This is a genomic window from Endozoicomonas sp. ALD040 (genome assembly GCF_049275945.1).
Classification (GTDB): Bacteria; Pseudomonadota; Gammaproteobacteria; order Pseudomonadales; family Endozoicomonadaceae; genus Endozoicomonas_A.
This window is the reverse complement of sequence record NZ_CP184829.1, coordinates 539,046-554,974: the sequence shown is the minus strand read 5'-3', so window position 1 is coordinate 554,974 and position 15,929 is coordinate 539,046. Positions and strand designations below refer to the sequence as shown.

The following is a 15,929-nucleotide window of genomic DNA, read 5'->3' as shown; positions in this document are numbered from 1 at the left end:
GCTCACAAAAAAACAAAACGGCCCTATCGAGGGTTCGATCACTGCTTCTGCTGGTGACAATATTATTTGGTGGGTCGCTGCATGCAGTGGAATTAGTCGGCTCAAGTCCGCTACCAGCCTATTTCCTGTATTCCTATAAGTTAGCTGAACCTGAACAGCCCGATTTTCTCCGATGGCATCACAAAACTCTGGCTCCCATGTTTTTAGGCCCTGTAAGTCGCGGGCGTGGGTGCCCATATGTTATCTCAAGTGGTAGTATCTGGCTTTCAGGGGAGATATGCATTCCCACGCCGGAGCGTGGGAACGAGTTGACTTCCATCATTCCCGGCTTCATTCCCGGCTTCATTCTCGTCATTCCCGGCTTCATTCTCGTCATTCCCGGCTTCATTCTCGTCATTCCCGGCTTCATTCTCGTCATTCCCGCGAAGGCGGGAATCCACACTGACTCACCACCAGAACCTTACTGCCCGGTGCCCCAATGGCCTTGTCATCCCCGAGAAGGCAGATATTCACCGTTGGCGCTGGATTCCCGCCTTCGCGGGAATGACGACCTCAGAGCATCCGAACGAGCTGTTGGAGTTTTGCGACACCCTCCGGAGCGTGGGAACGAGTTGTTGGAGTTTTACGTGCCCCCTGAAGTTCTGGAGAACACTTCCAATGCGTTGATCGCCGGGGGCACCGCCGGTGGAGATGATGGCAATAAGCGACCTGACGGAAACAGCGGGAGTCCTGAAGCAGAGCGTCAACTTGACCTTACCCTTGTTCCTGATCCTGTCCAAACTTGTCTGCAGCAAAAAAAGCAACTACTTGTAATATTACAAATCAAACGACTATGGGCGATTATGGCAGGCCAGACCACCCTGTCCCGGATTTTGTCAGACCGGATCATGGTGATTGAAGCCGATCTTCTTGATCTGGAAAGGTCAGACCCTGGCACGATGCAACCGGGGCTGGTTCAAACATGGCTGGCAGAGAATGGTCAGGAACTCAGAGTTTACCGTGAGATGGTTTCTTACAAATATTCTGGCCGACAGACGGGTAACAGGAAAAAGAATTCATCCTCCCGAACGACCAAAGCATCAACGACCGAAACAACAGGTCAGACCGGCCAGACAAGCGGATCTGCTGCCCGTAACAGAAGAACCGGTTCGACAAGCGCCAATGGTCGTGGAGGCGATGACCCACAGAAACCCTCAGCTGAGCAGAATACCGGACATTCGGTTGTCGCTTGTTCGAAGTGTGACAGGGCATTGAATCCACAGGAATTAGGACGTGTAGCAAATCAGACAGCAGCTTCAGCGTTGTTGTGCGACAAGTGCCTGTCGGGCATTCAAGGTAACAAAAGGGTAAGACGAATCAGGGAAGAAGCAGAACCGGATTCACCAGAACCCGCTCCGAAAAAAAAGAAACCGCCAGATACTCAAATTCCCGATGATCCGTTAGAAAAAATAAAAGCAAATATCAAGTACGAATTAAGTCAGGAAGAGCTGAAAAAAGTGCAAACCCTGTTGGCGGTATTCAAGAAAAAAAACATCACTGTAAAAAACACTTTTTATAAGCTGCCTGGTCTTGTAGATAGAAAGTCTTTTAATGGTTTCTTCGATAATGCCGCCGCCTTTTTTGGGCACCTTTCTGAAAACGTCAAAAATACAGGCATGCTGACCAGCATGCTGAATAATAGCAAAAAACATATCCGTAGTTTTGTAGAGCGTAGTCAGGATGAACTCGAATATTTAGCGAGTTTAGATGTAGTGACTTCTTTCTCGTCCATGAATAATAGCAAAGGCGTGCCCACACATGAACAAGTGAAAGCAATACTGGGCTGGCCAGAATGGAAAGACCGGGATGGCGAGTTTAATACGAAGTTGTTCCGATCCTTCTCGTCAATGAATAGTGGCAAAGGCATGCTCAAACATGAACAAGTGAAAGAGGTGCTGGGCTGGCCGGAGTGGAAAGACAAGGATGGCGAGTTCAGTATGGAGCTGTTCCGGTCCTTCTCATCCATGAATAGCAGCAAGGGCATGCTCAAACAAGAGGAAGTGAAAGAGGTGCTGGGCTGGCTGGAATGGAAAGACAAGAATGGCGAGTTCAATATGGAGCTGTTCCGCACCTTCTCGTCTATGAATCATGGCAAAGGCATTCTCAAACAAAAGGAAGTGAAAGAGGTGCTGGGCTGGCTGGAATGGAAAGACAAGAAGGGCGAGTTCAATATGGAGCTGTTCCGCGCCTTCTCGTCTGTGAATAGCAGCAAGGGCATGTTTAAACGTGAAGAAGTGAAAGAGGTGCTGGGCTGGCCGGAATGGAAAGACGGGGCTGGCGAGTTCAGTATGGAGCTGTTCCGCGCCTTCTCATCTATGAATCATGGCAAAGGCATCCTCAAACAAGAGGAAGTGAAAGAGGTGCTGGGCTGGCCGGAATGGAAAGACAAGGATGGCGAGTTCAGCATGGAGCTGTTCCGCGCCTTCTCATCCGTGAACAATGGTAAAGGCATGCTCAAACATGGGCAAGTGAAAGAGGTGCTGGGCTGGCCGGAATGGAAAGACAAGGATGGCGAGTTCAGTATGGAGCTGTTCCGCTCCTTTTCATCCATGAACAATGGCAAAGGCATGCTCAAACATGAGCAAGTGAAAGAGGTGCTGGGCTGGCCGGAATGGAAGGACAAGGATGGCGAGTTCAGTATGGAGCTGTTCCGCGCCTTCTCATCTATGAATCATGGCAAAGGCATCCTCAAACAAGAGGAAGTGAAAGAGGTGCTGGGCTGTCCGGAATGGAAGGACAAGGATGGCGAGTTTAGTATGGAGCTGTTCCGCGCCTTCTCATCCATGAGCAATGGTAAAGGCATGCTCAAACATGGGCAAGTGAAAGAGGTGCTGGGCTGGCCGGAATGGAAAGACAAGGATGGCGAGTTCAGTATCGAGCTGTTCCGCTCCTTTTCATCCATGAACAATGGCAAAGGCATGCTCAAACATGAGCAAGTGAAAGAGGTGCTGGGCTGGCCGGAATGGAAGGACAAGGATGGTGAGTTCAGTTTGGAGCTGCTCCGTTCCTTCTCGTCTATGAATCATTGCAAAGGCATGCTCAAACATGAGCAACTGATACAGGTGCTCGACTGGTTGGAATGGAAAGACGAGGATGGCGAGTTCAGTATGGGACTGTTCCGCGCCTTCTCGTCTATGAATCATGGCAAAGGTATGCTCAAACGTGAGCAAGTGAAAGAGGTGCTCAGCTGGCCGGAATGGAAGGACAAGGATGGCGAGTTCAGTATGGAGCTGTTCCGCTCCTTCTCATCCATGCACGGTGGTAAAGGCATGCTCAAACAAGAGGAAGTGAAAGAGGTGTTGGGCTGGCCGGAATGGAAAGACAAGGATGGCGAGTTTAATATCAAGTTGTTCCGATCCTTCTCGTCCATAAATGGTAGCCAGGGAATACTCAAACACAAGCAAGTGAAAGCGGTGCTGGGCTGGCCGGAATGGAAAGACAAGGATGGCGAGTTCAGCATGGAGTTGTTTCGTTCTTTTTCGTCTATGCACGCCACAAGAGGCATGCCCAAACAAAAGGAAGTGAAAGAGGTACTCGGCTGGCCGGAATGGAAAGACAAGAATGGTGAGTTCAATATGAAGTTGTTCCGCACTTTCTCCTCCTTGAATCATTGCCTGGGCTTACCCAAACATGAGGATGTGAAAAAAGTACTGGGCTGGATACGTTACCATGAGGCACCCAGTCATTGGCTACTGCACATTATGACCAGGCTCTGGGCATCAGCAGGGCTACCTGCCATCAAGATGCTGCAACACCGGGAAACACAACTGAAACAGTTACTGCTTACAGAACTTACCGGAGAACACAGCAACCCGGATAATGAAGGAGATGATAAATACAATCGCCAGATAAAAACAGTCGCTCTTTATCTTTCCACCCCTAAGCCAGACTGGTCGCTAAAATGGACGGTTTTAAAACAGTTCTGCCAATTGCATAAAGAGGCTAAAACGCTTCTGATGCTCGAATCATTGATAGGGCTTTTATCTTCTTCTGGAGGAAAAAGTGTCAAACGTTACCTTCAGGCTAATCAACTGGATCGGCATTTTTTGTGGCGTCATTCAATGAAAGCCGTGCCTTTGCGCGTGTTAAACAGAGCAATCTTTCTGTGTTCTTGCGATGAAGACAGGGAGCGTTTTGTCTTTTTTGTCAAGCGGCTGAAGTCATTGCCGGATAAAAGACTATGGGAGCAGTACTCAGCCCTGTTGCAACCATTGTCGGCGGTGCTGAAACTCGAATATATGCAAGGGCTCTATCTGGAAATTCTGCAACCCTTAACAAAAGATGATCAGCTGCGTTTTCTGGATGCCAGCCATGCCCAGGCTGTATTTGATCTGTTTCCCTCGTTGAGCGCCCTGCAAAAACTCAGCAAAGAACATTCTTCCCATTGGTTAAAAAAGCTGCTTGAAACCTGCCTGCAACTAAAAACCCATGACATCACCAAAGAAGGCATCCAGATACTGTTCGAAGCGCTGCTCAAAACCCATAGTCTTCTACCCTGGGATCACGATATCCCCGATCACTTTTTGTCCGGGATGCAGACGACCGACAACAACTATGTTGAGATACCTGTCTCCGGACTCCCATCAGGAGAACAGTTGGCCCTGAGCTATATCGCTGTGCTCATGAAGAAACTCAATGAAATGTCTTTCACCGTCAAAGGGCAGTGGTTTGAGGTTGAGGTGCCGGGTGATGGAGTTCAAAACTACCGCTTTCCAATGCCGCAGCTGGAAATACAGGATGAAAAAATGGCCATCAGCAACTGGTCAGAGGAACAGTTCAAGACTGTTTTGAAAATCACCGGGATATCTGAACACTATTATTTGACTGCAGATCAATGGCAGAAACTGGATAACGTTCAATCCAGGCAAGCTGAAGCATGTCAGCCAGAAAATGAATTGGAACCACAAAAACAGGCGTTTGGCAGTTTATGGTTAAAGCTCAACCAGACAGAAATTTTTGGCACCGAAATACTGAATTTACTGGAGGAGTATGAGAGCGAAATGGAGCTTATGCATACAGTGACCCTCCTTAAAAAAGCCAAAATCGATACCGCTACCCACATACTGGAAGCATGGCGGCAACGGGCGTGCAACAAAATAGAACAGTTAAAAAAGCAAGACCCTTTATTATCCGATGTTGCTCCTGATGTTTATCAGGGTTGTCTGGAACTGGAGTTGCTTGATGGGTGTGGGAGTATTTTTTAAAAAGACTTGTGTCGTCTGATAAAGCTTCTGAAAACAAACTGTCTGCCAAATCCGTTTATGGCAAGCTCGCCAGTGCGGTGCTATAAAATCTAGCGCAAACGTCAATCATCATGCCTAGTTGGATGACGTACGAATTTTTTCCACTAGCGAATGGATTCACAGAAGCTGATTTTATTAGCCGGGATCTATGAGACGCTCACAACAAAAAAAAGCTGCCTGCTCGATGGTCCGATCACTGCTTGTGCTAGTGGCAATGTTGTTTGGAGATTCGCTGCAGGCATTGGAATTAGTCGGCTCAAGCCCTCTACCAGCTTATTTCCTGTATTCCAATAAGTTGGCTGAACCTGAACAGCCCGATTTTCTTCGAGGGTGTCACAAAACTCTGGTTTCCATGCTTTCAGGCCCTGTAAGTCCCGGGCGTGGGAGCCCATATGTTATCTCAAGTGGTAGTATCTGGCTTTCAGGGGAGATATGCATTCCCACGCCGGAGCGTGGGAACGAGTTGACTTCCATCATTCCCGGCTTCATTCTCGTCATTCCCGGCTTCATTCTCGTCATTCCCGCGAAGGCGGGAATCCACACTGACTCACCACCAGAACCTTACTGCCCGGTGCCCCAATGGCCTTGTCATCCCCGAGAAGGCAGATATTCACCGTTGGCGCTGGATTCCCGCCTTCGCGGGAATGACGACCTCAGAGCATCCGAACGAGCTGTTGGAGTTTTGCGACACCCTCCGGAGCGTGGGAACGAGTTGTTGGAGTTTTACGTGCCCCCTGAAGTTCTGGAGAACACTTCCAATGCGTTGATCGCCGGGGGCACCGCCGGTGGAGATGATGGCAATAAGCGACCTGACGGAAACAGCGGGAGTCCTGAACCAGAGCGCCAACCTGACCTTACCCTTATTCCTGATCCTGTCCAAACTTGTCTGCAGCAAAAAAAGCAACTGCTTATAATATTACAAATCAAACGACTATGGGCGATTATGACAGGCCAGACCACGCAGGCCCGGATTTTGTCAGACCGGATCATGGTGATTGAAGCCGATCTTCTTGATCTGGAAAGGTCAGACCCTGGCATGATTGAACCGGGGCTGATTCAGACATGGGTGGCAGAGAATGATCAGGAACTCAGAGTTTACCGTGAGATGGTTTCTGGCAAATATTCTGGCCGACAGACGGGTAACGGGAAAAAGAATTCATCCTCCCGAACGACCAAAGCATCAACGACCGCGACAACAGGTCAGACCGGCCAGACAAGCGGATCTGCTGCCCGTAACAGGGGAACCGGTTCGACAAGCGCCAATGGTCGTGGAGGCGATGACCCACAGAAACCCTCAGCTGAGCAGAATACCGGACATTCGGTTGTCGCTTGTTCGAAGTGTGACAAGGCATTGAATCCACAGGAATTAGGACGTGTCGCAAATCAGACAGCAGCTTCAGCGTTGCTGTGCGACAAGTGCCTGTCGGGAATTCAAGGTAACAAAAGGGTAAGACGAATCCGGGAAGAAGCAGAACCGGATTCACCTGAACCCGCTCCGAAAAAAAAGAAGGGCCCGGGTAGAAAGAGAAATAATTCAACAGCTGTTGCTGAACCAGCGGCCAAAAAAAAGAAACCGACAGACAATCAGATCCCCGATGACCCATTGGAAAAAATAAAAACAAATATCAAGTACGAATTAAGTCAGGAAGGGCTGGAAAAAGCGCAAACCCTGATAGAGGTATTCAAGAAAAAAAACATCACTGTAAAAAACACTTTTTATAAGCTGCTTGGTTTCGTAGATAGAGATTCTTTTAATGGCTTCTTCGATAATGCCGCCGCCTTTTTTGGGCACCTTTCTAAAAACGTCAAAAATACAGGCATGCTGACCAGCATGCTGAATAATTGCAAAAAACATATCCGTAGTTTTGCAGAGCGTAGCCAGGATGAACTCGAATATTTAGCGAATTTAGATGTAGTGACTTCTTTCTCGTCCATGAATAATGGCAAAGGTGTGCCCACGAATAAGGAAGTGAAAGCAATACTGGGCTGGCCAGAATGGAAAGATGAGAATGCCGAATTCAATACGGAGCTGTTCCGCGCCTTCTCGTCCATGAATCATGGTCAGGGCCTGCCCAGACATGAGAAAGTCAAAGAGGTGCTGAGCTGGCCGGAATGGAAAAACAGGGATGGTGAGCGCAATATGGAGCTGTTCCGCTCGTTCTCATCCATGAATAGCAGCAAGGGCACGATTAGACATGAGGAAGTGAAAGAGGTGCTGAGCTGGCCGGAATGGAAAGACAAGGATGGCGAGTTCAATATAGAGCAGTTCCGCGCCTTCTCATCCATGAACAGTGGTAAAGGCATGCTCAAACAAGAGGAAGTGAAAGAGGTGCTGGGCTGGCTGGAATGGAAAGACAAGTATGGCGAGTTCAGTATGGAACTGTTCCGTACCTTCTCATCTATGAATCATTGCAAAGGCATCCTCAAACATGAGCAAGTGAAAGAGGTGCTGGGTTGGCCGGAATGGAAAGACAAGAATGGCGAATTCAGTTTGGAGCTGTTCCGCGCCTTCTCATCCATGAATCATGGCAAAGGCATGCTCAAACAAAAGGAAGTGAAAGATATGTTGGGTTGGCCTGAATGGAAAGACAAGAATGGTGAGTTCAGTATGGAGCTGTTCCGCGCCTTCTCATCCATAAATAGTGGAAAAGGCATGCTCAAACATGAGGAAGTGAGAGAGGTGCTGGCCTGGTTGGAATGGAAGGACAAGCATGGCGAGTTCAACATTGAGCTGTTCCGCGCCTTCTCATCCATGCACAGTGGTAAAGGCATACTCAAACAAGAGGAAGTGAAAGAGATGCTGGGCTGGCAGGAATGGAAAGACAAGGATGGCGAGTTCAGTATGGAGCTGTTCCGCTCCTTCTCGTCTATGAATAATGGCAAAGGCATGCTCAAACATGAGCAAGTGAAAGAGGTGCTGGATTGGCAGGAATGGAAAGACAAGGATGGCGAGTTCAGTATGGAGCTGTTCCGCTCCTTCTCGTCTATGAACAATGGTAAAGGCATCCTCAAACATGAGCAAGTGAAAGAGGTGCTGGGCTGGCCGGAATGGAAAGACAAGGATGGCGAATTCAGTATGGAGCTGCACCGCGCCTTCTCATCCATGAATAGCAGCAAGGGTATGATTAAGCATGAGGAAGTGAAAGAGGTGCTGGGCTGGCTGGAATGGAAAGACAAGGATGGCAAGTTCAACATTGAGCTGTTCCGCGCCTTCTCGTCCATGAATAGCAGCAAGGGCATGATTAAACATGAGGAAGTGAAAGAGGTGTTGGGCTGGCCGGAATGGAAAGACAAGGATGGCGAGTTCAGTATGGAGCTGTTCCGCTCTTTCTCATCTATGAATAGGAGCAAAGGCATGCTCAAACATGAGGAAGTGAGAGAGGTGCTGGGCTGGCCGGAATGGAAGGACAAGTATGGCGAGTTCAATATGGAGCTGTTCCGCGCCTTCTCATCCATAAACCATGGTAAAGGCATGCTCAAACAAAAGAAAGTGAAAGAGGTGCTAGGCTGGCCGGAATGGAAACACAGGGGTGACCAGTTCAATCTGAAGTTGTTCCGGGCTTTTTCGTCCATGAATAATGGCCAGGGCTTGCCCAAACATGAGCCTGTGAAAAAAGTGCTGGGCTGGATAGGTTACCGGCGGGCACCCAATCATAGTCTGCTGCAAATTATGACCAGGCTGTGGGCATCAGCAGGACTACCTGTTACTGAGGTACTGCAACACCGGGAAACACAACTGAAACAGTGGCTGTTTACAGAATTTACCGGAGAACATAACAACTCGAATAATAAAGGAGATGACCAATACGATAGCGATTCAGAGAATGAAGAGGATGACAAATGCAATCGCCAGATAAAAACAGTCGCTCTTTATCTTTCCACCCCTAAGCCAGACTGGTCGCTAACATGGACGGTGTTAAAGGAGTTCTGCCAATTTCATGAACAGACTAAAACGGTTCTGATGCTGGAACCATTGATAGGGCTTTTATCTTTTTCTGGAGGGAAAAGCGTCAAACGCTACCTTCAGGCTAATCAACGGGATCGGCATTTTTTGTGGCGTCATTCAATGAAAACCGTGCCTTTGCGCGTGTTAAATAGAGCAATGTTCCTGTGTTCTTCCGATGAAGACAGGGAGCGTTTTGTCTATTTTGTCAAGCGGCTGAAGTCATTGCCGGATAAAAGACTATGGGAGCAGTACTCAGCCCTGTTGCAACCATTGTCGGCGGTGCTGAAACTCGACTTTATGCAAAGGCTCTATCTGGAAATTCTGCAACCCTTAACAAAAGAAGATCAGTTGCGTTTTCTGGATGCCAGCCATGCCCAGGCTGTGTTCGACCTGTTTCCCTCGTTAAGCGCCCTGCAAAAACTCAGCAGAGAGCATTCTTCCCATTGGTTAAGCAAGCTGCTTGAAGCCTGCCTGCAACTAAAAACCCATGACATCACCAAAGAAGGCATCCAGATACTGTTTGAAGCGCTGCTCAAAACCCATAGTCTTCTACCCTGGGATAACGATATTCCCGATCACTTTCTGTCCGGGATGCGAACAAACGACAATAACCATGTTGAGATATCTGTCTCCGGTCTTATCCAAACAGGAGAACAGTTGGCCCTGAGCTATATTGTTGTATTGATGCAGAACCTCAATGAGATGTCTTTTTCCGTCAAAGGGCAATGGCTTGAGGTTGAAGTATCAAGTGGCAGAGTTCAAAACTACCGCTTTCCAATGCCACTTCTGGAAATACAGAATGAAAAAATGGCCATCAGCAACTGGTCAGAAGAGCAGTTCAGGACTGTTTTGAAAATCACCGGGATATCTGAACACTATTATTTGACTGCAGATCAATGGCAGAAACAGGATAACGTTCAATTCAGGCAAGCTGAAGCATGTCAGGTAGAGAATGAATTGGAACCACAAAAACAGGCGTTTGGCAGTTTATGGTTAAAGCTCAACCAGACAGAAGTTTTTGGCAGCGAAATACTGAATTTACTGGAGGAGTACGAGAGCGAAATGGAGCTTATGCATACAGTGACCCTCCTTAAAAAAGCCAAAATCGATACCGCTATCCACATACTGGAAGTATGGAGGCAACGGACGTGCAACAAAATAGAACAGTTAAAAAAGCAAGACCCTTTATTATCCGATGTTGATCCTGATGTTTATCAGAGTTGTCAGGAACTGGAGTTGCTTGATGAATGCGGGAGTTTTTTTTAAAAAGACTTTCGTCGTTTGATAAGGCTTCTAAAAACAAACTGTCTGCCAACTCCGTTCATGGCAAGCTTGCCAGTGCGGTGCTATAAAATCTAGCGCAAACGTGAATCATCAGGCCTAAGCCGGATGACGTACGAATTTTTTCCACTAGCGAATGGATTCACACAAGCTGATTTTATTAGCCGGGATCTATGAGACGCTCACAACAAAAAAAAGCTGCCTGCTCGATGGTCCGATCACTGCTTGTGCTAGTGGCAATGTTGTTTGGAGATTCGCTGCAGGCATTGGAATTAGTCGGCTCAAGCCCTCTACCAGCTTATTTCCTGTATTCCAATAAGTTGGCTGAACCTGAACAGCCCGATCCTCTTCGAGGGTGTCACGAGTTGACTCCCGTCATTCCCGGCTTCATTCCCGCGAAGGCGGGAATCCACACTGACTCACCACCAGAACCATACTGCCCGGTGCCCCCCTGGCCTTGTCATCCCCGAGAAGGCAGGGATCTACCGTTGGAGCTGGATTCCCGCCTACGCGGGAATGACGACCTCGGAGCTATACCTGATCCTGTCCAAACTTGTCTGCAGCAAAAAAAGCAACTGCTTATAATATTACAAATCAAACGACTATGGGCGATTATATCAGGCCAGACCACGCTGGCGCGGATTTTGACAGACCGGATCATGGTGATTGAAGCCGATCTTCTTGATCTGGAAAGGTCAGACCCAGGCACGATTCAACCGGGGCTGATTCAGACATGGGTGGCAGAGAATGGTCAGGAACTCAGAGTTTACCGTGAGATGGTTTCTGGCAAATATTCTGGCCGACAGGCGGGTAACGGGAAAAAGAATACAACCTCCCGAAAGACCAAAGCATCAACGACCGCAACAACAGGTCAGACCGGCCAGACAAGCGGACCTTCTGCTTGTAACAGGGGAACCGGTTCGACAGGCGCCAATGGTCGTGGAGGCGATGAGCCACTAAAACCCTCAGCTGAGCAGAATACCGGAAATTCAGTTGTTGTTTGTTCGAAGTGTGACAAAGCACTGAATCCACAGGAATTAGGACGTGTAGCAAATCAGACAGCAGCTTCAGCGTTGTTGTGCGACAAGTGCCTGTCGGGCATTCAAGGTAACAAAAGGGTAAGACGAATCCGGGAAGAAACAGAACCGGATTCATCAGAACCCGCTCCGAAAAAAAAGAAGGGGCCGGGTAGAAAGAGAAATAATTCAACCGCTGTTGCTGAACCAGCGGCCAAAAAAAAGAAACCGCCAGACACTCAAATTCCCGATGATCCGTTAGAAAATATAAAAGCAAATATCAAGTACGAATTAAGTCAGGAAGAGCTGGAAAAAGTGCAAACCCTGGTAGCTGTATTCAAGAAAAAAAACATCACGGTAAAAAATACTTTTTATAAGCTGTCTGGTCTTGTAGATAGAAAGTCTTTTAATGGTTTCTTCGATAATGCCATCGTTTTTTTTGGGTATCTTTCTGAAAACGTCAAAAATACAGGCATGCTGACCGGCATGCTGGGTAATAGCAAAAAACATATTCGTAGTTTTGCAGAGCGTAGCCAGGATGAACTCGAATATTTAGCGAGTTTAGATATAGTGACTTCTTTCTCGTCCATGAATAATGGCAAAGGCGTGCCCACACATGAGCAAGTGAAAGCAATACTGGGCTGGTCTGAATGGAAAGACAAAGATGGCGAGTTCAATATCGAACTGTTCCGCTCTTTCTCGTCCATGAATAATGGCCACGGCGTACCCGAGCATGAGGCAGTGAGAGAGGTGCTGGGCTGGCCGGAATGGAAAGACAAGGATGGTGAGTTCAGTATGGAGCTGTTCCGCGCCTTCTCATCCATGAATAATAGCAAAGGCATGCTCAAACATGAGCCAGTGAAAGAGGTGCTGAGCTGGCCGGAATGGAAAGACAAGGATGGTGAGTTCAGTATGGAGCTGCTCCGCCCCTTCTCGTCTATGAATAATGGCAAAGGCATGCTCAAACATGAGCAAGTGAAAGAGGTGCTGGGCTGGCCGGAATGGAAAGACAAGGATGGCGAGTTCAGTATGGAGCTTTTCCGCTCCTTCTCATCCATGAACAATGGTAAAGGCGTGCTCAAAAAAAAGGAAGTGAAAGAGGTGCTGGGCTGGCCCGAATGGAAGGACAAGGATGGCGAGTTCAGTATGGAGTTGTTCCGCGCCTTCTCATCCATGAACAATGGTAAAGGCATGCTCAAACATGAGCAAGTGAAAGAGGTGCTGGGCTGGCCGGAATGGAAAGGCAAGGATGGCGAGTTCAGTATGGAGCTGTTCCGCACCTTCTCATCTATGAATCATGGCAAAGGCATGCTCAAACATGAGCAAGTGAAAGAGGTGCTGGGCTGGCCGGAATGGAAAGACAAGGATGGCGAGTTCAGTATGGAGCTGTTCCGCGCCTTCTCATCTATGAACAATTGCAAAGGCATGCTCAAACATGAGCAAGTGAAAGAGGTGCTGAGCTGGCCGGAATGGAAAGACAAGGATGGTGAGTTCAGTATGGAGCTGCTCCGCGCCTTCTCGTCTATGAATAACGGCAAAGGCATGCTCAAACAAAAGGAAGTGAAAGAGGTGCTGGGCTGGCCGGAATGGAAGGACAAGGATGGCGAATTCAATATGGAGCTGTTCCGCTCCTTCTCATCTATGAATCATGGCAAAGGCATGCTCAAACATGAGCAAGTGAAAGAGGTGCTGGGCTGGCCGGAATGGAAAGACAAGGATGGCGAGTTCAGTATGGAGCTGTTCCAGACCTTCCCGTCTATGAATCATGGCAAAGGCATGCTCAAACATGAGCAAGTGAAAGATGTGCTCGCTTGGCTGGAATGGAAAGACAAGGATGGCGAGTTCAGTATGGAGCTGTTCCGCGGCTTCTCGTTTATGAATAGAGGCAAAGGCATGCTCAAACAAAAGGAAGTGAAAGAGGTGTTGGGTTGGCTGGAATGGAAAGACAAGGATGGCGAGTTCAGTATGGAGCTGTTCCGCGCCTTCTCATCTATGAATTATGGCAAAGGTATGCTCAAACATGAACAAGTGAAAGAGGTGCTGGGCTGGCCAGAATGGAGAGACAAGGATGGCGAGCTCAATATGGCGCTGTTCCGCGCCTTCTCGTCTATGAATCATAGCAAAGGCATGCTCAAACATAAGCAAGTGAAAGAGGTGCTGGGCTGGCCGGAATGGAGAGACAAGGATGGCGAGCTCAATATGGCGCTGTTCCGCGCCTTCTCGTCTATGAATCATAGCAAAGGCATGCTCAAACATAAGCAAGTGAAAGAGGTGCTGGGCTGGCCGGAATGGAAAGACAGAGATGGTGTGTTCAATACGAAGTTATTACGCGCTTTCTCGTCGATGAGTCATGGTCAGGGTGTGCCCGGGCATCAGCAAGTGAAAGAGGTGCTGGGCTGGCCGGAATGGAAAGACAAGGGCGAGTTCAATATGGAGCTGTTCCGCGCCTTCTCGTCCATGAAAAATACCAAAGGCATGCTCAAACATGAAAAAGTGAAAGAGGTGCTGAGCTGGCCGGAATGGAAAGACAAGGGCGGGTTCAATATGAAGTTGTTCCGCGCTTTCTCGTCCATGAATAATGGCCGGAGCTTGCTCAAATATGAGCCTGTGAAAAAAGTGCTGGGCTGGATACGTTACCAGGGGGCACCCAGTCATCTGCTATTGCAAATTATGTCCAGACTCTGGAAATCAGAGGGGCTACCTGCTATTCAAGTGCTTCAACATCGGGAAACACAAATGAAACAGTGGCTGTCTACAGAATTTACTGAAGAACATAACAGCCCGGATAATGAGGAAAATGACGAATACAATAGCGATTCAGAGGATGAAGAAGATGACGAAAAATTCAATCGCCAGATAAAAACAGTCGCTCTTTATCTTTCCACCCCTAAGCCAGACTGGTCACTAACATGGACGGTTTTAAAAGAGTTCTGCCAATTTCATGAACAGACTAAAACGGTTCTGATGTTGGAACCATTGATAGGGCTTTTATCTTCTTCTGGAGGGAAAAGCATCAAACGCTACCTCCAGGCTAATCAACAGGATCGGCATTTTTTGTGGCGTCATTCAATGAAAACCGTGCCCTTGCGCGTATTAAATAGAGCAATGTTCCTTTGTTCTTCCGATGAAGACAGGGAGCGTTTTGTCTTTTTTGCCAAGCGGCTGAAGTCATTGCCGGATAAAAGACTATGGGAGCAGTACTCAGCCCGGTTGCAACCCTTGTCGGCGGTGCTGAAACTCGACTCTATGCAAAGGCTCTATCTGGAAATCCTGCAATCCTTAACAAAGGATCAACAGTTGCGTTTTCTGGATGCCAGCCATGCCCGGGTTGTGTTCGACCTGTTTCCATCGTTGAGCGCCCTGCAAAAACTCAGCAAAGAGCATTCTTCTCATTGGTTAAAGAAGCTGCTTGAAGCCTGCCTGCAACTAAAAAACCATGACATCACCAAAGAAGGCATCCAGATACTGTTCGAAGCACTGCTCAAAACCCATAGTCTTCTACCCTGGGATAACGATATTCCCGATCACTTTCTGTCCGGGATGCGAACAACCGACAATAACCATGTTGAGATACCTGTCTCCGGACTTATCCAATCAGGAGAACAGTTGGCCCTGAGCTATATCGCTGTGTTGATGCAGAACCTTAATGAGATGTCTTTTACCGTCAAAGGTCAGTGGCTTGAGGTTGAAGTATCGGGTGATGATGTTCAGACCTATCGCTACCCAATGCCACAGCTGAAAATACAGAGTGAAAAAATGGCCATCAGCAACTGGTCAGAGGAACAATTCAGGACTTTTTTGAAAATCACCGGGATATCTGAACACTATTATTTGACTGCAGATCAATGGCAGAAACTGGATAACGTTCAATCCAGGCAAGCTGAAGCATGTCAGGCAGAGAATGAATTGGAACCACAAAAACAGGCGTTCGGCAGTTTATGGTTAAAGCTCAACCAGACAGAAATATTTGGCAGCGAAATACTGAATTTACTGGAGGAGTATGAGAGCGAAATGGAGCTTATGCATACAGTGACCCTCCTAAAAAAAGCCAAAATCGATACCGCTATCCACATACTGGAAGTATGGAGGCAACGGACGTGCAACAAAATAGAACAGTTAAAAAAGCAAGATCCTTTATTATCCGATGTTGATCCTGATGTTTATCAGAGTTGTCAGGAACTGGAGTTGCTTGATGAATGCGGGAGTTTTTTTTAAAAAGACTTTCGTCGTTTGATAAGGCTTCTAAAAACAAACTGTCTGCCAACTCCGTTCATGGCAAGCTTGCCAGTGCGGTGCTATAAAATCTAGCGCAAACGTGAATCATCAGGCCTAAGCCGGATGACGTACGAATTTTTTCCACTAGCGAATGGATTCACAGAAGCTGATTTTATTAGCCGGGATCTA

General features: G+C 47.8%; 3 protein-coding genes. All 3 read left to right on the top strand.

From position 1 onward, the window contains the following. Positions 1-308: 308 nt before the first annotated feature. The 3 genes from ACOJUN_RS01965 (at position 309) to ACOJUN_RS01955 (ending at position 15,740) form a co-directional block, all read left to right on the top strand. Positions 309-5,243 (top strand): hypothetical protein, encoded by a 4,935-nt coding sequence (locus ACOJUN_RS01965; RefSeq protein ID WP_422135001.1) that lies wholly within the window; start codon positions 309-311, stop codon positions 5,241-5,243. A gap of 502 nt (positions 5,244-5,745) precedes the next feature. Then, positions 5,746-10,494 carry a hypothetical protein gene (locus ACOJUN_RS01960; RefSeq protein ID WP_422135000.1) on the top strand — a complete coding sequence of 1,583 codons (4,749 nt, stop codon included), beginning with the start codon at positions 5,746-5,748 and terminating at the stop codon, positions 10,492-10,494. Positions 10,495-10,874: 380 nt separating this feature from the next. After that, the gene (locus ACOJUN_RS01955; RefSeq protein ID WP_422134999.1) at positions 10,875-15,740 is read left to right on the top strand and encodes a hypothetical protein; all 4,866 of its coding nucleotides are present in this window, start codon (positions 10,875-10,877) and stop codon (positions 15,738-15,740) included. Positions 15,741-15,929 lie beyond the last annotated feature (189 nt).